Source organism: Micromonospora sp. NPDC047465 (genome assembly GCF_040643125.1).
In the GTDB taxonomy this organism is placed as follows: Bacteria; Actinomycetota; Actinomycetes; order Mycobacteriales; family Micromonosporaceae; genus Micromonospora.
In genome coordinates this window covers 14793-35460 of record NZ_JBEYTP010000056.1, presented here as the reverse complement: position 1 = coordinate 35460, position 20668 = coordinate 14793, and the positions used below count along the sequence as shown (strand labels likewise).

Annotated in this window: 18 protein-coding genes; 8 read left to right on the top strand and 10 right to left on the bottom strand. The window is 74.3% G+C overall.

The window, feature by feature from the left end; genetic code table 11:
• Nucleotides 1–106 precede the first annotated feature (106 nt).
• The gene (locus ABZ793_RS31140) at nucleotides 107–1105 is read right to left on the bottom strand and encodes a hypothetical protein (protein WP_357463767.1); all 999 of its coding nucleotides are present in this window, start codon (nucleotides 1103–1105) and stop codon (nucleotides 107–109) included.
• Nucleotides 1106–1376: 271 nt separating this feature from the next.
• On the bottom strand, nucleotides 1377–2855 hold the full coding sequence (locus tag ABZ793_RS31135; RefSeq protein ID WP_357463764.1) for a glutamate--cysteine ligase: 1479 nt from the start codon (nucleotides 2853–2855) through the stop codon (nucleotides 1377–1379).
• A 184-nt stretch (nucleotides 2856–3039) separates the two neighbouring features.
• Between ABZ793_RS31135 and ABZ793_RS31130 the strand changes: the two genes are divergently transcribed.
• Entirely contained in the window at nucleotides 3040–3378 is a 339-nt protein-coding gene (locus tag ABZ793_RS31130; RefSeq protein WP_357463761.1) for a DUF3817 domain-containing protein, read from the top strand.
• An 18-nt stretch (nucleotides 3379–3396) separates the two neighbouring features.
• Here ABZ793_RS31130 and ABZ793_RS31125 read toward each other — a convergent pair whose 3' ends face one another.
• Nucleotides 3397–4257, bottom strand: a complete 861-nt coding sequence (locus ABZ793_RS31125; protein WP_357463758.1) for an alpha/beta hydrolase — start codon at nucleotides 4255–4257, stop codon at nucleotides 3397–3399.
• A gap of 110 nt (nucleotides 4258–4367) precedes the next feature.
• Entirely contained in the window at nucleotides 4368–4916 is a 549-nt protein-coding gene (locus tag ABZ793_RS31120) for a hypothetical protein (RefSeq protein WP_357463776.1), read from the bottom strand.
• 142 nt (nucleotides 4917–5058) lie between these two features.
• On the opposite strand from ABZ793_RS31120, the gene ABZ793_RS31115 reads away from it, so the two are divergent.
• From ABZ793_RS31115 to ABZ793_RS31105, 3 genes are read left to right on the top strand one after another with little or no spacing between them, the layout of a single operon-like run.
• Nucleotides 5059–6183, top strand: coding sequence for a Vms1/Ankzf1 family peptidyl-tRNA hydrolase (locus ABZ793_RS31115; RefSeq protein WP_357463755.1), 1125 nt, complete (start codon nucleotides 5059–5061; stop codon nucleotides 6181–6183).
• Nucleotides 6176–7939, top strand: coding sequence for a thiamine pyrophosphate-binding protein (locus tag ABZ793_RS31110; protein ID WP_357463751.1), 1764 nt, complete (start codon nucleotides 6176–6178; stop codon nucleotides 7937–7939). Before ABZ793_RS31115 ends, ABZ793_RS31110 begins: the two co-directional genes overlap by 8 nt.
• 50 nt (nucleotides 7940–7989) lie before the next feature.
• Nucleotides 7990–9135, top strand: a complete 1146-nt coding sequence (locus ABZ793_RS31105) for an iron-containing redox enzyme family protein (protein ID WP_357463748.1) — start codon at nucleotides 7990–7992, stop codon at nucleotides 9133–9135.
• A 42-nt stretch (nucleotides 9136–9177) separates the two neighbouring features.
• Here ABZ793_RS31105 and ABZ793_RS31100 read toward each other — a convergent pair whose 3' ends face one another.
• The gene (locus tag ABZ793_RS31100; protein WP_350705715.1) at nucleotides 9178–9408 is read right to left on the bottom strand and encodes a CDGSH iron-sulfur domain-containing protein; all 231 of its coding nucleotides are present in this window, start codon (nucleotides 9406–9408) and stop codon (nucleotides 9178–9180) included.
• Nucleotides 9409–9607: 199 nt separating this feature from the next.
• Here ABZ793_RS31100 and ABZ793_RS31095 point away from each other — a divergent pair, with 199 nt between their 5' ends.
• Together ABZ793_RS31095 and ABZ793_RS31090 are read left to right on the top strand one after the other, a co-directional pair.
• Nucleotides 9608–11020 carry a hypothetical protein gene (locus ABZ793_RS31095; protein ID WP_357463773.1) on the top strand — a complete coding sequence of 471 codons (1413 nt, stop codon included), beginning with the start codon at nucleotides 9608–9610 and terminating at the stop codon, nucleotides 11018–11020.
• A 228-nt stretch (nucleotides 11021–11248) separates the two neighbouring features.
• Entirely contained in the window at nucleotides 11249–12388 is a 1140-nt protein-coding gene (locus ABZ793_RS31090; RefSeq protein ID WP_357463745.1) for a SigB/SigF/SigG family RNA polymerase sigma factor, read from the top strand.
• A gap of 76 nt (nucleotides 12389–12464) precedes the next feature.
• Here ABZ793_RS31090 and ctaD read toward each other — a convergent pair whose 3' ends face one another.
• From ctaD to ABZ793_RS31065, 5 genes are all read right to left on the bottom strand, one after another.
• Nucleotides 12465–14468 carry a cytochrome c oxidase subunit I gene (gene ctaD / locus ABZ793_RS31085; RefSeq protein ID WP_357463742.1) on the bottom strand — a complete coding sequence of 668 codons (2004 nt, stop codon included), beginning with the start codon at nucleotides 14466–14468 and terminating at the stop codon, nucleotides 12465–12467.
• Nucleotides 14469–14574: 106 nt separating this feature from the next.
• On the bottom strand, nucleotides 14575–15303 hold the full coding sequence (locus ABZ793_RS31080; RefSeq protein WP_357463739.1) for an ATP-binding protein: 729 nt from the start codon (nucleotides 15301–15303) through the stop codon (nucleotides 14575–14577).
• 115 nt (nucleotides 15304–15418) lie between these two features.
• The gene (locus ABZ793_RS31075) at nucleotides 15419–15883 is read right to left on the bottom strand and encodes a DUF4383 domain-containing protein (RefSeq protein ID WP_357463736.1); all 465 of its coding nucleotides are present in this window, start codon (nucleotides 15881–15883) and stop codon (nucleotides 15419–15421) included.
• Between the two features lie 213 nt (nucleotides 15884–16096).
• The gene (locus ABZ793_RS31070) at nucleotides 16097–17254 is read right to left on the bottom strand and encodes a glycosyltransferase (protein WP_357463733.1); all 1158 of its coding nucleotides are present in this window, start codon (nucleotides 17252–17254) and stop codon (nucleotides 16097–16099) included.
• Between the two features lie 76 nt (nucleotides 17255–17330).
• A complete protein-coding gene (locus ABZ793_RS31065; protein WP_357463770.1) occupies nucleotides 17331–18347 on the bottom strand; it encodes a glucosyl-3-phosphoglycerate synthase in 1017 nt (338 codons plus the stop codon).
• A gap of 192 nt (nucleotides 18348–18539) precedes the next feature.
• On the opposite strand from ABZ793_RS31065, the gene ABZ793_RS31060 reads away from it, so the two are divergent.
• Both ABZ793_RS31060 and ABZ793_RS31055 read left to right on the top strand, forming a co-directional pair.
• The gene (locus ABZ793_RS31060) at nucleotides 18540–19547 is read left to right on the top strand and encodes a Gfo/Idh/MocA family oxidoreductase (RefSeq protein ID WP_357463730.1); all 1008 of its coding nucleotides are present in this window, start codon (nucleotides 18540–18542) and stop codon (nucleotides 19545–19547) included.
• Entirely contained in the window at nucleotides 19540–20628 is a 1089-nt protein-coding gene (locus ABZ793_RS31055; RefSeq protein WP_357463727.1) for a zinc-binding alcohol dehydrogenase, read from the top strand. Before ABZ793_RS31060 ends, ABZ793_RS31055 begins: the two co-directional genes overlap by 8 nt.
• Nucleotides 20629–20668 lie beyond the last annotated feature (40 nt).

The window sequence follows — 20668 nt, the reverse complement described above, 5'->3', positions numbered from 1 at the left end:
CGGGGGTGTGGGGGGGGGGGGCCCGGGGGGGGGGGGGGGGCGCGCCGGCCCCGGGGGGGGGGGGGGGCCCGGGGGGGCCCCCCCCCCCCCCCCCGGCCCGGGTCGGTCAGGACCAGGGGGCCGTCGGATACCAGGGGATGATCTCGCGGCGGGCGAGGATCCGCACGTCCCAGTAGAGGAACGTGAAGGCGCCGGCCACGATGAACGCGACCGCGGTCAGGGTCGCCAGTCGGGTCGGCCGGGCGCTGAACCACCGTTGCAGGCGGGAACCGGCGAGCCAGGCCAGCAGCAGGAACAGCACCGCCATGATGACGATGTTGCCGATCGACTGGAGGGTAAACGCCGCGGCCCCGTAGAGCGGGCTGCCGCTCTCGGCGGCGTCGCGGAACATCTGCCGGAACAGCGCGAACGGCCGGCCGATGAGGAAGCCGGCGATCAGCACGCCCATGAAGACCATCGGCACGTTGGGATGCCGCTGGGCGATCCGGGCGAACGGATCCGGCACCACGCCGAGTGCGGCCAGGCCGAGGTAGATCATGATGAGCCCGATCAGGCCGAAGACCACCATCGACTGGATGCTCCGCGGCGACAGGCTGCCGGGGCTGTTGCTGGCGGTGGAGAACTGCGGCATCGACGTTCCGACGAAGCCCACGATCGCGCCGTACGTGGCCGACACCGCGATCATGCCGACCGACATCCAGCCCAGTGGCTTCAGCGGTTGCACGAACCTGCTGAGCCTGCTGCCGGTGGTGCCGGTCAGCGGGGCGAGGGCGCCGAACGCGGCGATGTTGCAGGCGGTGAACGTGCCGGCGATCCCGGAGACGAAGGCGAACAGCACGCCGGCCGCGACGCCCTGGATGGGGGTCTCCTTGGCGTCGTGGCCGAGCAGGGTGTTGGCGACGTTGTCGCCGATGGTCCGGTCGACGAACTCCGCCGACCAGATCACGGTCAGCAGGAAGCCGCCGAGGACGCTGAGCAGGATGATCAGCCCGCGTCGCCGGGGGAAGTGCCCGGTGACGAACGCGGACGTGCCGGTCTGCGCGGTGTCGGGCCGGATCCGGACGGGTACGTCGGGTTGCTGGGGGGACCGCTGGGTCTGCGTCACGTGCGCTCCTCAGGGGTGGGGGGTGGAACCCGGGCGCGACCGCCGACGGTGGCGACGGCGCCCGCGACCGGCGAACGGGGGCACCGGTCGGCCTGGACGCACCCGCCCGACCCCTCCTACCAGCAACGAATCGTGCGGGATCGATGTCCGCGTCTCATCATGGGGCGCTTCCGGTCGCGGGGGTTCTTCCGCCCTGCGCAATCGCGCCGGGTGATCGACCGGTGCCCCAAAGTGCCCGCGCCGATCCCGCCGGTCGCCCTGCCCGCCCTGGTCAGGGCAGCGGCCACTCGTGGACCGGCCGGTTGCTGTGCATCAGCGTCACGTAGTGCCGCACCACCTCGCGCAGCGCCTCCGGCCGGTCGAGGTGGTCGGTGGACTCCAGCCGGTGCAGGGTCTCCACCTGCCAACTCGCGCCGTTGCGCCCCGTCAGGCAGCGCTGCTCGATGATGCCGAGCAGCCGGTCGCGCTCGCCCGGGTCCAGGCCCCACCGGTCCAGTCCGTGGTGGGCCAGCGGCAGCAGCCGCCGCAGCACCAGCTCGGTGACCGGGAGGTAGCCCAGGCCGGGCCAGAAGACCTGGGCGTCGATGCCGTGGCGGGCGCAGCTGGTGAAGTTCTCCTCGGCGGCGCTGAAGGACATCTGCGACCACAGTGGCCGGTCGGCCTCGGCGAGCGCCCGGACCAGGCCGAAGTAGAAGGCGCCGTTGGCGATGGTGTCGAGCACGGTCGGCCCGGCCGGCAGCACCCGGTTCTCCACCCGCAGGTGCGGGCGACCCTTGAGCACGTCGTAGACGGGCCGGTTCCACCGGTAGACGGTGCCGTTGTGCAGGCGCAGCTCGGCGAGCTTGGGCACGCCGCCGGCGGCGAGGGCCTCGGCCGGGTCCTCCGGGTCGCAGACCGGCAGCAGCGCCGGGAAGTAGCGGACGTTCTCCTCGAACAGGTCGAACACGGTGGTGATCCAGCGTTCCCCGAACCAGACCCGGGGGCGTACGCCCTGCGCCTTGATCTCTTCGGCGCGGGTGTCCGTGGCCTGCTGGAACAGCGGGATGCGGGTCTCCCGCCACAGCTCGCGGCCGAAGAACAGCGGCGCGTTGGCGCCGAGCGCCACCTGGATGCCGGCGATCGCCTGGGCGGCGTTCCAGTAGTCGGCGAACTGGGCGGGGCTGACCTGGAGGTGGAACTGGGTGCTGGTGCAGGCCGCCTCCGGTGTGATCGTGTCGGCGGTGACGGCGAGCCGCTCCACCCCGTTGATCGCGATCCGCAGGTCCTCGCCCCGGGCCGCGAAGATCTGCTCGTTGAGCAATTCGTAGCGGGGGTTGGCCGACAGCGTCGCCGCGGTCAGGTGCTCGGGGCGCAGCGTCGGCAGGATGCCGATCATGACCATGTGGGCGCCGATGGCGCGGGCCTTCTGCTCGGCGGCGTTCAGGCTGGCCCGCACGTGCTCCTCGAACTCGGCGGTGCCGGTGCCGGTCAGCCGGCGGGGCGCCACGTTGATCTCCACGTTGAACTGGCCCAGCTCGGTCTGGAAGCTCTGGTCGGCGACGGCGGCCAGCACGTCGGCGTTGCGCATGGCGGGCATCGAGTCCCCGTCGACCAGGTTGAGTTCGATCTCCAACCCGGTCATCGGCCGGTCGACGTCGAACCGCGACTCGCGCAGCATCTCGGCGAACACGTCGAGGCAGCGGCGCACCTTCTCCCGGTAGCGGGCCCGATCCTCGCGACTGAAGGTCCGCACGCCTACTTCCTCGCCCATGGTCACCACCCTGTCACCGCTGGTCCCCTAAACCTCGCACGCCACGTCGGGGCCGGGGAAGACCTGAGGACCTCTTCTCTACCCAGCGGGGCTCCCGGTGATCCCCGTCGCCCGCGTGCCGGTCGCGCCCGGGCGCGACCGGGGTCACCGATAGCATGGCCGGCGGCGAGAGGTGGAGATGCTGATGCGCGAGAAGGTGACCCGGTTGTTCGTGGTGGCGGCGATCGCCGAGGCGATCTCCTGGGCCGCCCTGCTGGCCGGCATGGCGGTGAAGTACGGCCCGCCCGCCAACGAGTTGGGCGTGCAGATCTTCGGGCCGATCCACGGCGGCCTGTTCATCGCGTACGGCGTGCTGGTGCTCGCGGTGGCCCGCCTGCGCCGGTGGAGCCTGCTGGCGACCGGGGTGGCCCTGGCCTGTGCCGTGCCGCCCTTCGCCACGCTCGCCTTCGAGCGTTGGGCGCGGCGGCGCGGCATGCTCGACACCGCCCGCGAGCCCGCCCGCGAGGCCGCCCCGGTCGGCTGACCCGCCCGACCCGGGCGGCTACCCGGCGAGGAAGGCGGACAGCTCGGCGGCGAGCTGTCCCGGTGCCTCCTCGGCCATGTGGTGGCCCGACTCGACCGGTGCGGCCCGCACGTCGTCGGCCCACTCCCGCCAGATCGCGGCGGGGTCGCCGTAGAGGTCCACCATGTCGTCCCGCGTGGACCACAGGAAGAGCACCGGGCAGGTGATCCGCCGGCCGGCGGCGCGGTCGGCGTCGTCGGCCGCCCGGTCCGGGCCGAGGCCCGCCCGGTAGTCCTCGCACATGGCGTGCACGGTCGCCGGGTCGTGGATGGCCCGGCGGTAGTCGGCGTACGCCTCCTCGCCCATCTCGGCGGGGGAGCCGCCGTACCAGGCGTCCGGGTCGGCGTTGATCACCTGCTCGGCGGGCTTGTCGAGCTGGCCCAGGAAGAACCAGTGCCACCACCGGGCGGCGAACCGGGCGTCGGCGCGGGCCAGGGCCGCCCCGATCGGCACCCCGTCGAGCACCCCGAGGCGGCTGACCCGGTCGGGGTGGTCCAGCGCGGTGCGCATCGCCACGTAGCAGCCCCGGTCGTGCCCCACCACGGCCGCGCGGTCGTGGCCGAGGGCGTCGAGCAGCGCCACGACGTCGCCCGCCATGGCCCGCTTCGAGTACGGCGTGTGGTCGGGGGTGCTCGGCGGCGTCGACGAGCCACCGTAGCCGCGCAGGTCCGGGCAGATGACCGTGTGCCGCTCGACGAGCAGCGGCGCCACCCGGTGCCAGGTGGCGTGGGTGCGGGGATGGCCGTGCAGCAGCACCACCGGCGACCCGGACCCGCCGTGGCGTACGCGCAGGCGTACCGGCCCGAGGTCGATCTCGTCGAGCGTGAATCCGGCGAACATGGCGCCTGCGGTGCCCGGGCGCGCGGGGCGCGAAACGTCGGATCAGCGCCGGGCGCGCGAGCCAGGCCGGTGCCGGGTGCGAGATGTCGGGTCAGCGCCGGGCGCGCGACTCAGGTGAGCGCGGCCCAGGCGAGCAGGGCGGCGACCAGTAGCCCGCCCAGTGCCGCCTGGAGCAGCAGCGGCGGCCCGAGGTGCGACCACAGCGTGGCGGTGCGCGGGGTGAGCAGCTGCCCGGTCGTCAGGTTGACGATCCGCTCGATCTTCGGCGGCAGGTCGGGGTCGCCCTGCCGGCGCAGCGTGAGCTGCACGTGGTCGGCGGGGTGCAGGGCGCTCTGCGGCAGGTGCCCGTGCAGTTCGACCTCGCAGAGCTGCCCGGCGGAGTCGCGCAGCCGCACCGGGGTGACCAGGTATTCCGGGCCCTTCTTCAGGTCCTTGAACCGCCGCCGGGCCGCGCCGGAGCCGGCGGAGAACAGGGACCGGACCACCGCCGCCAGCAGCCCGGCCACCCCGGCCGCCGCGAGCACCGCGACCAGCACCGGCTGGCCGACCCGCACCTCGCGCGGGTAGCCGTCGAGCAGGCGGACGATTCGGCCGGTGACGATCCGGTCGGTGGGGTGGACGATCCGCCGGATATGGAGGTCGCTGTCCATGGTCACCACCCAGAGTCCGGTTGCGTTCACCGATGGTATCGGCCATCCGGCCTGAACGACGTGAATGAATCCTGGTCACGCGCTCACGGCGGCCAGGTGACAACCGGACCGGCGCGGGTAAGCGGGGGGCCGAGCTGGAAAGGGGTCGAGCATGCAGCTGTCCTTCCTGCGCCCGCTCTACGACCGGCCGGGGCCGTGGGTCTCGGTGTACCTGGACGCCTCCGCCAACACCCAGGACGCCCACCCGGCGCTCGATCTGCGGTGGCGGGCCCTGCGCAACCAACTCCAGGAACAGCGCGCCGACGTGGACACGATCGACGCGGTCGAACGGGTCGTCCGCGGGCACGACCCGATGCCGGGGGACTACGGCCTGGCGGTCTTCGGCACCCGGGGCCGGGTGGTGCTGTCGGAGTACCTCTCCGCCCCGCCGCTGCGGGACCTCGCCGCGTTCACCTCCCTGCCGCACGTGATGCCGCTGCTGGCGCAGCGCGGCGAGCAGGTGGCGTGGGTGCGGGTGCTGGCCGACCGGACCGGGGCCGACGCCATGGCGATCAGCGCCGGCGGCGTGCCGCGCCGCGCCCACGTGACCGGCCGGGAGGACTTCCAGTTGCGCCGGGTGAAGCCCGGCGGCTGGTCCCAGTCGCGGTACCAGCGCGCCGCCATGGAGGCCTGGCACCACAACGCCGGCGACGTCACCGCGGCGACGGTGGAGCTGGCCGAGAAGGTCGGCGCGGACGTGGTGGTGGTCGCCGGCGACGTGCGGGCCACCGGCGTGATCGCCGCCCAGATGCCGCAACGCTGGCAGGACGTCGTGGTCCGCACCGACGCCGGCTCCCGGGCCGGCGGCGCCGACCAGACGCTCCTGGACGACCTCACCGTGCAGACCATCGCCGAGGTGGCCGACCAGCGGATCACCGCCGCGCTGGACCGGTTCGGCATGCAGGAGGACGTCGGCGCCGGGCTGGAGGCGGTGGTCTCCGCGCTGCAACGCAACCAGGTCGACACCATGCTCATCGTCGACGACCCGTCGGCGACCGGGGAGCTGTGGATCGGGCCGGATCCGACAGCGATCGCCACCGACCCGCGGCAACTCGCCGACATGTCGGTCCGCGACCCGGAGAAGGTCCGTGCCGACGCCGCGCTCGTGCGCGCCCTGGTCGGCACCGAGGCCGAGCTGACCGTGCTCGGCCCGGACGAGGCGCCGGAGCTGGCCGACGGCGTCGGGGCGGTGCTGCGGTACGTCGACGCCGCCACGCCGGGGCGTGGCAATGCCTGAGCGGACGGTGGCCGACCTGGTGGTCGAGCGGCTCCGCGCCTGGCGGGTGCCACGGGCCTTCGGCTACCCCGGGGAGGCCATCGCCCCCGTCGTCGAGGCGCTCGACGCCTCGGGCGGGGACCCGGCGTTCGTCCCCGCCCGGCACGAGGAGACCGCCTCCTACATGGCCACCGGGCACGCCAAGTTCACCGGCGGGATCGGGGTCTGCCTGGCCACGCAGGGGCCGAGCGCCGTCCAACTGCTCAACGGGCTCTACGACGCCAAGCTGGACAGCAAGCCGGTGGTGGCCATCGTCGGCGAGGACGTCTCCGGCCCGCTCGGCGGCGCCCACCAGGAGATCGGGCTGAGCCGGCTGTTCGGCGACGTGTGCAACCAGTTCGTCCGGTACGGCCGCACCCCCGCCGGGGTGCCGGCCCTGCTCGACCAGGCGTTCCGCACCGCCGCGGCCACCCGCAGCCCGGTCTGCGTGGTGCTGCCGCGCCAGTTGCAGGAGATCGCGGTGCCCGACCTGCAACCCCAGGCGGCGGGCGTGCTCGCGGCGACGCCCGGGGAGCCGCTGGCCCGGGTGCTGCCGCACGACGTCGACCTGGAGGCGGCCGCCCAACTGCTCGCCAACGGCCGCCGCACCGCCATCCTGGTCGGGCAGGGCGCCCGGGGCGCGGCGGAGGACATCGTCGCCCTCGCCGACCGGCTCGGCGCCGGGGTGGCGGCCTCGCTGCTCGGCAAGCCGGTGCTCGACGAGCGGCTGCCCTTCCACGCGGGCGTGCTCGGCGAGGTCGGCACCCCGGCCGCCGCCGAGCTGATGGGCGGCTGCGACACCCTGCTGCTGGTCGGCACGAACGACCCGTGGACGGACTACTTCCCGATGCCGGGGCAGGCCCGCACCGTGCAGATCGACATCGACGGGCGCCGGATCGGCACCCGCTACCCCGTGGACGTGCCGCTGGTGGGGGACGCCGCGGAGACGCTGCGGGCGTTGCTGGCCAGGGTGCCGGAGCGGCCCAACGCCCGCTGGCGGGAGACCGTGGAGGGCTCGGTCGACCGCTGGCGGGCCGAGCGCGCCGACCGGGCCGCCGCCCCCGCCGAGCCGGTGAACCCGCAGCTCGTGGTGCAGGAACTCGCCACCCGGGTGCCGCGGCGCGGGGCGGTCGCGGTGGACGTCGGCTCGGTCATCTACTGGTACGCCCGGCACCTGGAACTGCCCCCGGGAGTGAACGCGCAGCTCTGCGGCACACTCGGCTCGATGGGCTGCGCCCTGCCGTACGCCGTGGCCGCCAAGCTCGCCGCCCCGGACCAGCCGGTGATCGCCCTGCTCGGCGACGGCGCCATGCAGCTCAACGGGCTGGCCGAGTTGGTCACCGTGGCGCACCACTGGCAGGAGTGGCGCGATCCCCGCCTGGTGGTGCTGGTGCTCAACAACCGGGACCAGTCCGGCATGGGCGGGGGCCGTCCGCCGTCCACCGACCCCGCGCGCCGCCGCCCCGACGTCCCGTACGCCGGCTGGGCCCGCCTGCTCGGGCTGCACGGGGTTCGGGTCGACCGGCCGGAACTGGTGGGGGCGGCCTGGGACGAGGCGCTCGCCGCCGACCGCCCGTGCGTGGTGGAGGCGGTGGTCGACCCGGCCGTACGACTGGCGCCTCCCGAGCCGGCGTTCGCGGACCTGCGCGGCGTCTTCGCCGAGGGCGACGCCGCCCGGCGGGTCCGCGACCGGATGCTCACCGCCGGGGTGACCGTGGAGACCGAGGACCTCGTTTAGCCGCCCGGCGGGCGGGCATGAGGACCGGCAGTCAGACGCGGGAGGTCGCCTTGTCCGAGCCCACCGATCGCCGGTACGGTCCCGCGCGCCTGCCGGAGCCCCGCGGACCGGTCTCGGCGGCGGTGCTGGACGCGCTGCGGCAGGAGCCGCACGACCTGCCGGCCGGGCTCGGCGCTCGGCTCGACCCGGTCGACCCGCTCACCGACGAGGACCTCCAGCTCACCCTCTTCTGCTGCTACGAGCTGCACTACCGGGGCTGGCGGGGCGTCGACGAGGACTGGGAGTGGCAGCCGTCCCTGCTCGCGCTGCGCGCGTACGCCGAACGGGTCTTCGAGGCGGCGGTGCGGGCGCTCGTGGGGCCGCTGCCGGCGGTGCCGCCCGGCGGCGTGCCGGCGGCCCTCGCGGACGTGGTCGCCGCGGACGCCGGGCCGTCGCTCGCCGGGCACCTCCAGCGCCGGGCGTCGCTGGCGCAGTTCCGGGAGTTCGTCACCCACCGCTCGATCTACCACCTGCGGGAGGCGGACCCGCACAGCTGGGCCCTGCCGCGCCTCGGCGGTCCGGCGAAGGCCGCCCTGGTGGAGATCCAGACGGACGAGTACGGCAACGGGCGGCTGGACCGGATGCACGCCGAGCTGTTCCGGGTGACCCTGGACCGCCTGGGGCTGGACACCGGATACGCCGCCCACCTGGACGCGGTGCCGGCGGTCACCCTGGCCACCAACAACCTGATGTCGCTGTTCGGGCTGCACCGGCGGCTGCGCGGGGCGCTGCTGGGGCACCTCGCCGCGTACGAGATGACCTCGTCGCTGCCGAACCGCCGGTACGGCAACGGGCTGCGCCGGCTCGGCCTGGACGAGGCGGCCACCCGCTTCTACGACGAGCACGTGGAGGCCGACGCGGTGCACGAGCAGATCGCCGCGCACGACCTGTGCGGCGGCCTGGTCCGGGTGGAGCCGGGGCTCGCCCCCGACGTGCTCCTCGGTGCCGCCGCCGCGCTGGCGGTGGACCGGCTCTTCGCCGCGCACCTGCTCGACGCCTGGGCCGCCGGCCGCACCTCGCTGCGCCCGACCACCGGCCCGCCCCGGGTCACGCTGCGGGAGTCCCCCCGGGCCGGCGCGGCCCACCCTCCGCGCCTCTCCGATCCACCGCTCGTCGATCTCGCACTCTCGGCCCCCGTCACGGGTTGTCCATCCTGATCCGTCGGGACGCCGATGCGGGATCGCGGGGGTGGGGCGGGGTCAGGTCTGCCGGTCGGTGCCGGCGCGGAAGCCGATCGCCTTGTGCGTGCCGTCGCAGAAGGGCTTGAGCGCGGACTTGCCGCACCGGCACAGCGCCACCGTGCCCCGCCGCGCGTCGATGGTCTCGCCGTCCGGGGTGAGCAGGGCGAAGTCGCCCCGGACCAGCAGCGGGCCGTCCTGGTAGGGGGTGATGGTGGCCGCCGCGGCGGGCGTGTCGTCGTCTGCGCGCATGGGCGCTCATGTGCCCGCCGTCCCGGCGCCGAAACCCCTGGTCACGGCTCGGATGCGGGGCTGGCGGCGGGGACGGCGGCAACCGCCCGGATCTTCTGATTACTCCCGCCCGGTGGGGGATGCCCCGTTTGAACCCCATCGGGACGGGAAGCCGGGCCGCGTGGTGAGCGAACGAGGCAAGGTGGGGCCGGTGCACAAGGTGCGCAAGGGGCTCACGGCCGACGGTGCCGGACTGGCGGGCGACCGGGTGGTGGCCGCCGGCAGCGCCGCCCGCGTCCTGGTGGCCGCCACCGCGCGGGCGCTGCGCGGCACCGACTGCGCCGACCTGGGACACCCCGGACACCCCGGCCCACTGTCGCGGTTCACCGGCGCGCCCGAGCCGGTCCGGCGGGCGGCGGTGGTCCGGGCCGCCGGTCGGGTGGCGCTCACCCCCGGCCAGACGGCCGAGGTCGACGCCGAGCGGATCGCCCGCTGGTTCGCCGACCAGTACCCCCGCCGCCGCTACCCGGGCGCCCTGCTCGGCTCCCCGCACGGGGCCGCCGCGCACCTGGCGATGGCGCTCGGCGTGCCCTGGCTGCCCGCCGGGTTCGAGATGAGCGTGCACTGGGCCCAGGGCGCCGTGGACAGGCCGCAGGCCGCCCTCGACCACGGAGCGGCGCTGACGGCCCGCCTGCTCGCCGGCAACCCCGACCTGCACGTACGTCAGGTGCACTGCCCCGCCAGCCGGGGCGCGCTGGCCGGCGCCACGGTGTCGCTCGCGGCCCGGTGGCGGTCCCTGCCGGCCGCGTACGCGCGGTTCCTGGCCGACCTGCTGGAGCCGGGCGCACCGGTGCTGCTGCTGCGCGACGTCCGCACCTGGCCGGTGTTCGACTCCGCGCCCGGCCACAGCTTCCAGGTCGGCTGCCCGGGCAGCGGCCTGGACCCGGTGGACTTCCACCCGGACAGCCACGCCCTGCGCCAGGTGCTCCGCTCCGCCGGCGGGGACGGCGCGCACTGGCAGCCGCCGGAGGTCTGCGCGCCACCCGCCCCGGCCGAACACGGCGTGGAGTCCGGTTTCGAGGACGGTGCCCGCGAGTGGACCGCCCGGCACCGGCATCCGCTGCACCGCGTGCTCGTCCCGTGGCCGGGCGCGCTGAGCGCCGCGACCGCCGACCTGTACCGGCGCTGGCTGCGCGCGGCCGGCAAGACCGGCAACCGGCTGGTGGTGGAGTGCGGCAGGCTGCTCGACCCGTGGCAGGTGGTGCGGGCCGGCATGGTGCCGTACTGGTGCGAGAACGCCACCCGGCGCAGCGTGGAGGGGGTGGAGTGGTGGCTCGCCGGCAGCGAGCCGTTCAGCTCGGTGGACGTCCTGCCCGAGCCGCCCGGCCTGCGGTCGCCGGCGCTCGCCGGGTTGCCGCAATGGCTGGCCGTCGCCGGTTTCGGCCGCCGTCGGCGGGCGCTGGACCGCACCTCGGCGCGGGGCTACCCGGTCACCTCCGTGCCCACCCGCCGGGCCACCGAGGTGCTGCGGGCCCAGCCGTACGACCTGCCGACGCCGCCGCCGATGACCGTCGCCGAGGCACTCGCGGCACTGCGCGACACCGGCGCCCACCAGGGATTGCTGATCTGTTGAACCAGCCCTGTCGAAACATCCTCGCGAAACCGGGGTCCCGTGATTGAGTACCTACGGAGCGGGAACACCGCTGGCTGCGACGGCCTGATCACGCCGTCCGGCGCGGCGTCGTCGCCCGCTGGCATCCCAGTCATGTGACCCACTTCCGGCCCGGTGCGTGGTGCGACCACGCGCGCGCACGACCGGTTTCCTGAATCCGGGCGGGGGACCTTCCTGAGGGAGGCGCGGATGTTCGGACAGAGCACCACAACCACACCACCTCCGACCGATCGGGGCCTGGAGGACCTGGACGCGGCTGCGCTGGCGTACGCGGCCCGGATCGAGGGTCTGCCGCCCGAACGGCGCCAGGAGGCGCGTGACGACCTGGTTCGGTTCGCCCTGCCGTTCGCCGGCCGACTCGCCCGCCGGTACCGGGGGCGGGGGGAGCCGCTGGAGGATCTGGAGCAGGTCGCCCGCCTCGGCCTGGTCAACGCCGTCGACCGGTACGACCCCGAGCGGGGCTCGTTCACCGCGTACGCCGCGATCACCATCGTCGGCGAGATCAAGCGCCACTTCCGCGACCGTACCTGGGGCGTACACGTGCCCCGCCGGCTGCGCGACCTGATCCTGGAGGTGGGGCAGGCGACCGCCGCGCTGACCAGCGAGCTGTCCCGGGCCCCGTCGGTCGCCGAGCTGGCGGCGCGGCTGGAGACGCCGGAGGAGGAGATCCTGGCCGCGCTGGAGTCGGCGGCCGGCTACAGCCCGGCCTCGCTCAACGCCCCCGTCGGCGGGGAGAGTTCGGCCGAGTTCGGCGACCTGGTCGGCGAGTCCGACAACGCGCTGGAGTCCGTCGACGACCGGGTGACCGTCAGCGGGCTGCTGCACAGGCTGCCCTGGCGGGAGCGGCGCATCCTGGCCATGCGCTTCTACGGCAACCAGACCCAGGCGGAGATCGCCGCCCGGTTCGGCATCTCCCAGATGCACGTCTCGCGGCTGCTGTCGCGGGCGCTGACCTGGCTGCGCCAGGCGATGCTCGCCGACGCCCCGCCGCCGTGGCAGAACGGCGCGGCCGAGTCGGACAGCACGAAGACCCGCATCTCCGTGAAGCAGAACGGCGACCGGGTGGTCGTGGAGGTCGGCGGGGAGGTCGACCGGGACGGCGCGGACCAGCTCCGCAGGGCCATGCTGGAGGCGGTGACCGGCCAGCCCGCCGAGGTGGTGGTGGACCTGGTCGGCGCGGGCGGCTTCGACGCTGGCGGCATCGCCGCGCTGATGGCCGGCCGCGAGGCCGCCGCCCGCACCGGGGTGCCGCTGCGGCTGACCCGGGTCCAGCCGGCCGTGCGCCGCTCGCTCAGCGCGGCGGGACTGGCCCCGACGCGGGACAACTGACGCGCGCCGGCACCTGCCGGCCAGACGACGGAAAGGGCCGGCGTACGGTGCGCCGGCCCCTTTCGCGTACGCCCGCTCAGCGCTCCGGGGTGTCGTCGGGCTCGCGCGGGTGCCGCCAGCGGCCTTTCTCCGGCGGTTCCGGCTGAACGCCAGGCCGGGGCTCCTCCGGCGCGTCGGTGTACTCGAAGCTGGGCCGGCGCACGTCCTCGGGCTCCGGCACGTCCACCGGGCGGGCCCCGGACTGCGGCGCGGGGTGGTAGCCGGCCGCTTCCCGTGCGCCGTGCGCCCCCTCGGCGGCCGGCGCCTCGGGCAGGTGCTTCTCGCGGTGCAGCTCTTCGCGGAACTGCTGCGGCGGCTTGGTGGTGCGCTGGGGCAGGTCCCGGCCGAGGTCGGCGACCAGCGGGCCGTACTTGGCGTCGAACGCGGGGCGCTCGGAGCGGATCCGGGGCATCCGGTCGAAGTTGCGCAGCGGCGGCGGGCAGGTGGTGGCCCACTCCAGGGAGTTGCCGTAGCCCCAGGGGTCGTCGACCGTCACCATGGCGCCGTAGCGCCAGGTTTTCCAGGCGTTCCAGATGAAGAAGAGGGTGGACGCGCCGAGCACGAACGCGGAGATGCTGGAGAAGGTGTTCAGCGCGGTGAAGCCGTCGCTCGGCAGGTAGTCGACGTACCGGCGGGGGAAGCCCTCGTTGCCCAGCCAGTGCTGGACGAGGAAGGTGCCGTGGAAGCCGAGGAACATGGTCCAGAAGTGCGCCTTGCCGAGCCGCTCGTCGAGCAGCCGCCCGGTCATCTTCGGCCACCAGAAGTAGAAGCCGCCGAAGAGGGCGAAGACCACCGTGCCGAAGAGCACGTAGTGGAAGTGCCCGACGGCGAAGTACGTGTCGTGGGTGTGCCAGTCCGCCGGCGGACTGGCCAGCAGCACCCCGGTGAGGCCGCCGAAGAGGAAGGTGACCAGGAAGCCGATCGCGAACAGCATCGGCGTCTCGAAGGTGAGCTGTCCCTTCCACATCGTGCCGATCCAGTTGAAGAACTTCACCCCGGTGGGCACCGCGATCAGGTAGCTCAGGATGCTGAAGAACGGCAGCAGCACCTGGCCCGTGGCGAACATGTGGTGCGCCCACACGGTCATCGACAGCACGGTGATCGCCATGGTGGCCAGCACCAGACCGGTGTAGCCGAAGATCGGCTTGCGGGCGAAGACCGGGATGATCTCGGTGATGATGCCGAAGAACGGCAGCGCGATGATGTAGACCTCGGGATGGCCGAAGAACCAGAACAGGTGCTGGAAGAGCATCGAGCCGTTGTTCTCCGGGGTGAAGACCTGCGCGTTGAGTAGTCGGTCCGCCGCCAGCGCCAGCAGAGCCGCGGCGAGCAGCGGGAAGACCAGGAGCACCAGCACGCTGGTGAACAGCATGTTCCAGGTGAAGATCGGCATCCGGAACATGGTCATGCCGGGCGCGCGCAGGGTCAGGATCGTGGTGACCAGGTTGACCGCGCCGAGGATGGTGCCCAGCCCGGAGATGACCAGGCCCACCACCCACATGTTCGCGCCGACGCCCGGGGAGTGCTCCTGGCTGCTCAGCGGCGTGTACGCGGTCCAGCCGAAGTCGGCGGAGCCGCCCGGGAGGGCGAAGCCGCCGATCACCATCAGGCCGCCGAACAGGTAGAGCCAGTACGCGAGGGCGTTGAGCCGGGGGAACGACACGTCCGGCGCGCCGATCTGGATCGGCACGATGTAGTTGGCGAACCCGAACGCCGCCGGGGTGGCGAACAGCAGCAGCATCACCGCGCCGTGCGAGGTGAACAGCTGGTTGTACTGCTCGGGGGCGAGGAACTGCAGGCCCGGTCGGGCCAGCTCGGCCCGCATCAGCATCGCCTCGACCCCGGCGACCAGGAAGAAACCGAACGAGGTGAGCAGGTAGAGCAGGCCGATCTGCTTGTGGTCGGTGGTGGCCAGGAACCGGATCAGGGTCCCGCCGGGGACCGACTTGCGCAGCGGCCCGGGGAAGCCGCCGAAGCGTGCCGGTGCCAGGATCGCCGGGCCCCGGTCGCGTGGAGGTTCCGTGGTTACCCGCTTGGGCATGTGACTCTCACCCCGCCATGACGACAGAAAGGACGGCGGGCCTACCCGCCCCTCTGCCCATGTAACCAGGCGACAGCGGCTATTCAGGCTAGAGCGGTAATTTCGGTCAATTGGCGGGCAGTACGGCCCAGACGGCCTTTCCGTCGCCGGCCGGCACGCTGCCCCAGCGCTGGGCCAGCTCGCGGACCAGCAGCAGGCCCCGGCCGCCCTCCGCCAGCAGCTCGGGAGAACCGGCCCGGGCCGAGGCCCGGCAGCCGTCCACCACCGCGAGGTGCAGGTACGGCTGGCGCAGGGTGAGCGTCACCTGCATCGGGGTCCCGGCGTGCCGGACCACGTTGCCGACCAGCTCGCTGAGCACCAGCGAGGCCGGGCCGGCCGCCTGCGGCAGGTTCCACCGGGCACACGCGTCGGCGACCAGCTCGCGGGCCCGCCGGCAGGCCTCCGCCACCGGTTCGAGCCGGGCCCGCAGCCGGGGCACCACCGCCGCGTTCGCCACCCGGGTGGCCTCCTCGCAGTCGCGGCGCACCGGCACCACCCGGCAGGCGGTCGACTCCGCCAGCCAGTCCGCCGCCTCCGGCGGCGGGGCGCAGAGCACGACCGGCACCGCCGGCCAGTCGGCGGCGCGCCGGGCGGCGGCCGCGAAGACCGAGAGCGCGAGCCGGTCGCGGACGGTGACGTCGGTCAGGTCGACCACGAGGGCGTCGGGCTGGGCGGCCAGGCAGTCCGTCAGCACGGCGTGCACCGCGCGCATGGTGCCGACATCGAGGCCGCCGCGGAGCCGTACGACGGTCACGGGCGACGCGTCGCGCACCTCGCAGGTGATCCGGCTCGACATGTGCGCCCTCGCTTCGCGTGGTCGGGGACCTGCGAACTACCCGGGCACCGGGGGAGTCAAACCGGAACGAGGGCGACCCCGACGGTGGTCACAGTCGCCCGCCGCTCGCGGTGCGTCACCGGCGGGGCTGCCCCCGCGTGGTCAGCACGCCGAGCGCGATCATGCCGACGCCGAGGAACAGGTGCAGCCAGTTGTCGGCGTTGTTGACCGGGACGAAGTTGGCCCCGCTGTCGTGGTCGACCACCAGGCCGTAGAGCCAGAGCACCAGATAGATCGCTCCGCCGCCGACCAGGAACGTGCGGGCGCCGGAGACCGTCCGGGCCAGCACCAGCCCCGCCACCCCGAAGAGCAGGTGGACGATGTTGTGCAGCACCGAGACCTGGAACACGCCGAGCAGCTTGGCGCCGGACTCGTGCCCGGCGAACCGCAGGTCCCCGAAATCGCTGGTGACCCCCGGCACGAAGCCGAGCACGCCGACCAGGAGGAAGACCACCGCCACGACAGCGGCGGCCCGCCGGACGAGCGCCTTGCCGTCGGCCGGGTTGTGCCGGGCGCGGGAGTGCGCCATGGGACCGGTCAACGCCGTCTCCTCACTGTGCGGGAACGCTGGGCCGTTCGCGCCTTCCCGCTCCTCATCCCGCCAAACCCGCGGCCGGCGGATCTCTCCTCGTGCCGGGCACGAGACGACCGGAGCCGCCCCGGCGAGCCTCCCCGTGCCCCTCCGGCGGCCCGGGCCGATGCTCGGGGCCGGGCCGCCTGCCAGGCGGCCCGGCCCCGAGCGCGGAGCGTGGGATCAGACCGGCTGCAGCCGTGGGGCGGCGGCGTGATGGCGGACCCGTTCGTAGAGGCCCACGTACTGCTCCGCCATCACGGCGGGGGTGAAGCGCGCCGCGGCCTCGCGCCGGCACTCGTCGGGGTCGAGGAGGCTGGCGGCCAGCAGCAGGTCGGCCAGCTCGTCCTCGTCGGTGGTGAGCAGGCCGGTGCGGCCGTGCTCGATCAACTCGGGCAGGCAGCCCCGCGCCGTCGCCACCACGGGCGTGCCCAGGGCCAGCGACTCGACCACCGCCGTGCCGCCCGGCTCCTCCCAGCGCAGCGGGAACAGCGAGGCGCGGGCGCCCGCCAGCAGGTCGTCGCGCTCCTGCCCGGCCACGGTGCCCACCCAGCGGACCAGGTCGCCGTCGACGTGCGGCGCCACCTCGTCGTAGAAGAACCGGACGTCCGGGTTCTGCCGTGCCTCGTCCCCGGCGGCGGCCAGGTCCTCCGGCCGGTGGTACGGCCCGACGGGCCCGGCGAGCACCAGCGGCACCCCCACCCGGTGCGCGAGGCGGGCCCCCAGGTCCTGGCCCTTGCCGGGATTGATCCGGCCCAGGACGACCAGGTAGTCGCCCTTCTCCGCGCCCGGCCGCCGGTCGGCGTCGACGGCGAGGGGGGTCGACAGGTGCACGTGCCCCACGGAGTGCTCCCGCAGCGCCCGGGGCGCGCGGGCCAGCTGCGAGGCGGACACCCCGTTGACCCGGACGCGGTCGCCGCCGTCCAGGTTGCCGTAGAGCGCCGGGTGCTTGGCCAGGTCCCAGTGCAGCGTGTGCAGCACCGGCGGGGCGTCCGGGCCCATCGCGGCGAGGGTGGCCAGGCCCACCGCCTCCACGTGGTCGTGCACCAGGTCGATGTCGTCGCGGGAGTGCAGCGCGCGCACCACCCCGTTCAGGTGCGCCTGGGAGATGCCGCAGACCTGGTTGTACGGCCGTTGCAGCGCGTGGAACTGCCCGTCGGGAAAGACGGACAGCTTCTCGTCGACCGGCAGGGTGCTGCTGTCGACCGACGCGAGCACCACCCGTACGCCGAGGCGGCGCAGCTCCGGCACCAGCGTCGCGATCACGTTCTCGATGCCGCCGTAGCCGGGCGGCGGCACGGACAGCCACGGACCGGCGTTCATCAGGACGGTGAGGCTCATCGTGCGGGGTTCCTTCCCTCGGCGGGGCCCTGGGCCGTCCGCGACCGGTCACCTGTGCGCTGGTGCGGGCGGGCGGTCATGCCGCGGCCACCCGTCGGCGGGGGATCCGGTGCCGCAGCTCCGCCAGGGGTGGGCGCTCCTCGATGGAGACGTCGTTGACGACGATCTCCCGGTCCAGGTTGGGCAGCGCGTCGGAGCCGCCGCGCCGGAACTGGGTCAGCAGGGCGGCGGGCATCGCGCCCGGGGCCGCCCAGCCGCGTCGCTGCAACCGCGACCAGACGGTGAGCATGATCTGGGCCGACATCCGGCCCAGCGCGGCGGTGTCCTGGTGGCGGTGCTTGCGCTCGCCCAGGTCCACCTGGGCCAGCGCGTCCAGCCCGACGAGGTCGAGCAGGTCGATCAGCATCGCCGTCTCCACCCCGTAGCCGGAGACGAACGGCACCCGCTCCAGCACCTCCCGACGGCCGGCGTACTCACCGGCGAGCGGCTGGACGAAGCCCGCCAGCTCCGGCCAGAACAGGTTGAGCATCGGCCGGGCCACCAGTTCCGTCACCCGGCCCCCGCCGTCGGCCTCCACCCCGGTCGTCCCGACCAGCGGACGGTGGTAGAAGCCCTTGACGAAGTCGACCGACGGGTCGGTCAGCAGCGGGCCGATCAGCCCCGTCACGAAGTGGGGACGGAACTCCCGCAGGTCGGCGTCGACGAACGCGACGACGTCCCCCTCGGCCGCGGCCAGCCCGGCCCAGAGCGCGTCGCCCTTGCCGGTCAGCCGGGGCAGCCCCCGGGTCATCGCGTCCTGGCCGACCACCTCCGCGCCGGCGGCGCGGGCCACCTGCGCCGTGCGGTCGGTGGAGCGCGAGTCCACCACGATCAGTTCGTCCACCAGGGCCACCCGGTCCATCAGGTGCTCCCGGATCGTCGACACGATCGCGCCGACCGTCGCCTCCTCGTTGCGGGCCGGCAGGACCACGCTGACCCTGCTGTCGCCCTTCGCGCGCAGCAGCCGCCGCGCCGGCCAGTCGGCCGCGGACGTGGTGCGGTAGGTGGCCCAGGCCTCCACCACCGGTGAAACCATCGTCTCCGTATTCCGCACAGGCACCCCCTGATCGTGGCGGAAAAACCCGTTCTGTTTTTCCCACTACTGCGCTCGCGCTAACCGCAGCATGCCTAACAGCTTGATCACGGAGGTCACGCGGCCGGGTTCCCCCCTGGTGAACGTTTGATCGCGCCCACGCGGGGGGAGTGCACTCGACGGAACGTGAAACCGTGGCGGAAGGGTTCTTACATGCGCACGTGCCGGGTGGGACTGGTAGGGGCCGGCGGGGTGGCGCAACGCCACGCCCGGGTGCTGGGCGGCTTCGCGGACGTGGAACTGCTCGGGGTGACCGACGTGGTCCCGGCGGCGGCGACGGAGCTGGCCGGCGCGCACGGCGCCCGGACGTTCGACGACGTGGAGGAACTGCTGGCCGCCGGGCCGGACGCGGTGTACGTCTGCGTGCCGCCGTTCGCGCACGGCCCGGCGGAGGAGGCTGTGATCGCGGCCGGGGTGCCGATGTTCGTGGAGAAGCCCGTCGCGGTCGACCTGGCCACGGCCGAGCGGATCGCCGACCTGGTCGCCCGGCGGGGGCTGCTCACCGGCGTCGGGCACCACTGGCGGTACCTGCCGGTGGTGCAGCAGGCGCGGGAGCTGCTCGCCGGCCGTCCGGTGCGGATGGTCAGCGGCGTCTGGTGGGACAAGGTGCCCCCGGTCGCCTGGTGGTCCAGGCGGGACCGCTCCGGCGGACCGGTGGTGGAGCAGGCCGCCCACGTGCTGGACCTGGTGCGGACGCTGGTCGGGGAGGCGACCGAGGTCACCGCGTACGGCAACGGGACGCCGCCGCCGGTCGACGGCGCCGACATCGACTCGGTGACCACCGCGGCGCTGCGCTTCGCCGGCGGGGCGGTCGGCACGCTGACCGCCGCCTGCGTGCTCGGCTGGAAACACCGTGCCGGCGTGGAGATCCTCGCCGACGGGCTGGCCCTGTCGCTGGCCGAGGACGGCCTGGTGGTCCGCGACGCCGACGGCGAACGTCGCTTCGGCGCCGACCCCGACGCCGCCCGGGTGGCCGTCGACCGGGCCTTCGTCGACGCGGTCCGCGGGGTCGGCGACGACGTCCGCGTCCCGTACGCCGAGGCGCTCGGCACCCAGCGGCTCGCCCTCGCGGTGGCCGACTCCGCCCGCACCGGCCGGACCGTACGCCTGGACCGCCCGGCCGCCGCGCCGCTCGCCACGGGGGTGACCGTCGATGCGTGACAAGGTGGTGGTGGTCAGCGGCCCGGGCCGGGTGGAACTGGTCGAGCAGGACGCCGCCGAGCTGACCGACGGCACGTTCCGGGTCGAGACGCTGTTCAGCGGCGTCTCCGCCGGCACCGAGCTGAGCTACGTCAAGGGCACCAACCCCTACCTGCACGTCACCTGGAACGCCGACCTCGGCCTGTTCCAGCCGGGCGGCGCGAGCACCCCCTACCCGGTGACCCGGCTCGGCTACATGCAGGTCGGTCGGGTGGTGGAGAGCCGCACCCCGGCCGTCGCCGTGGGCACCGTCGGCGCGATGACGTACGGCCACCGCACCGGCTGGGTCGCCGACCCGGTCGCCGAGCGGTTCGTGCCGCTGCCCGACGACATCGACCCGCTGCTCGGCGTCTACGTGGCGCACATGGGGCCGATCTGCGCCAACGGGGTGCTGCACGCCGCCGCCGACCTGCACGGCGCCGACGTGCGGTCGCTGGGCGACGGCGTCCGGGGCCGCCGCGTGGCCGTCGTCGGCAGCGGGGTGGTGGCCCTGCTCACCGCCCTGTTCGCCAAGCGGCACGGCGCCGCCTCGGTGGTGGTGCTCGACCCGACCCCGCAGCGGCGGGCCGTCGCCGAGGCGCTCGGCCTGGAGACCCTCGACCCGGAGGCCGACGACCCGGCGGTGGTCCTCAAGACCCGCTGGGCGCACGGCCCCGGCGACCGGGGCGCCGACGTGGTGTTCCAGTGCCGGGGGCAGGCGTGGGCGTTGCAGCTCGCGCTGCGCCTGCTGCGCCCCCAGGGCACGGTCGTCGACCTGGCCTTCTACCAGGCCGGCGCGGACGCGGTGCGGTTCGGCGAGGAGTTCCACCACAACGGGCTGTCGCTGCGCTGCGCGCAGATCGGCCGGGTGCCGCGCGGGCTCGCCCCCACCTGGGACCGCGAGCGCCTCTCCGCCGAGACGATCGACCTGCTGCGGGCGTACGGGGACGTGGTCCGCAAGCACCTGGTGTCGGCGGTGGTGCCGTTCGAGGAGGCGCCGACGCTGCTGACCGACCTGGCCGAGCGGCGCCGGCAGGAGCTCCAGGTGGTGCTGACCGTCTGACATCCGCGTCCGGCCGGGACGGATGCCGGGGCCGGTTACC

Excerpts from the sequence above, each read along its gene's own strand:
- ABZ793_RS31135 (WP_357463764.1), bottom strand. The coding sequence starts at position 2,855 with ATGGGCGAGGAAGTAGGCGTGCGGACCTTCAGTCGCGAGGATCGGGCC.
- ABZ793_RS31130 (WP_357463761.1), top strand. The coding sequence starts at position 3,040 with ATGCGCGAGAAGGTGACCCGGTTGTTCGTGGTGGCGGCGATCGCCGAG.
- ABZ793_RS31125 (WP_357463758.1), bottom strand. The coding sequence starts at position 4,257 with ATGTTCGCCGGATTCACGCTCGACGAGATCGACCTCGGGCCGGTACGC.
- ABZ793_RS31115 (WP_357463755.1), top strand. The coding sequence starts at position 5,059 with ATGCAGCTGTCCTTCCTGCGCCCGCTCTACGACCGGCCGGGGCCGTGG.
- ABZ793_RS31110 (WP_357463751.1), top strand. The coding sequence starts at position 6,176 with ATGCCTGAGCGGACGGTGGCCGACCTGGTGGTCGAGCGGCTCCGCGCC.
- ABZ793_RS31100 (WP_350705715.1), bottom strand. The coding sequence starts at position 9,408 with ATGCGCGCAGACGACGACACGCCCGCCGCGGCGGCCACCATCACCCCC.
- ABZ793_RS31090 (WP_357463745.1), top strand. The coding sequence starts at position 11,249 with ATGTTCGGACAGAGCACCACAACCACACCACCTCCGACCGATCGGGGC.
- ctaD (WP_357463742.1), bottom strand. The coding sequence starts at position 14,468 with ATGCCCAAGCGGGTAACCACGGAACCTCCACGCGACCGGGGCCCGGCG.
- ABZ793_RS31080 (WP_357463739.1), bottom strand. The coding sequence starts at position 15,303 with ATGTCGAGCCGGATCACCTGCGAGGTGCGCGACGCGTCGCCCGTGACC.
- ABZ793_RS31070 (WP_357463733.1), bottom strand. The coding sequence starts at position 17,254 with ATGAGCCTCACCGTCCTGATGAACGCCGGTCCGTGGCTGTCCGTGCCG.
- ABZ793_RS31060 (WP_357463730.1), top strand. The coding sequence starts at position 18,540 with ATGCGCACGTGCCGGGTGGGACTGGTAGGGGCCGGCGGGGTGGCGCAA.
- ABZ793_RS31055 (WP_357463727.1), top strand. The coding sequence starts at position 19,540 with ATGCGTGACAAGGTGGTGGTGGTCAGCGGCCCGGGCCGGGTGGAACTG.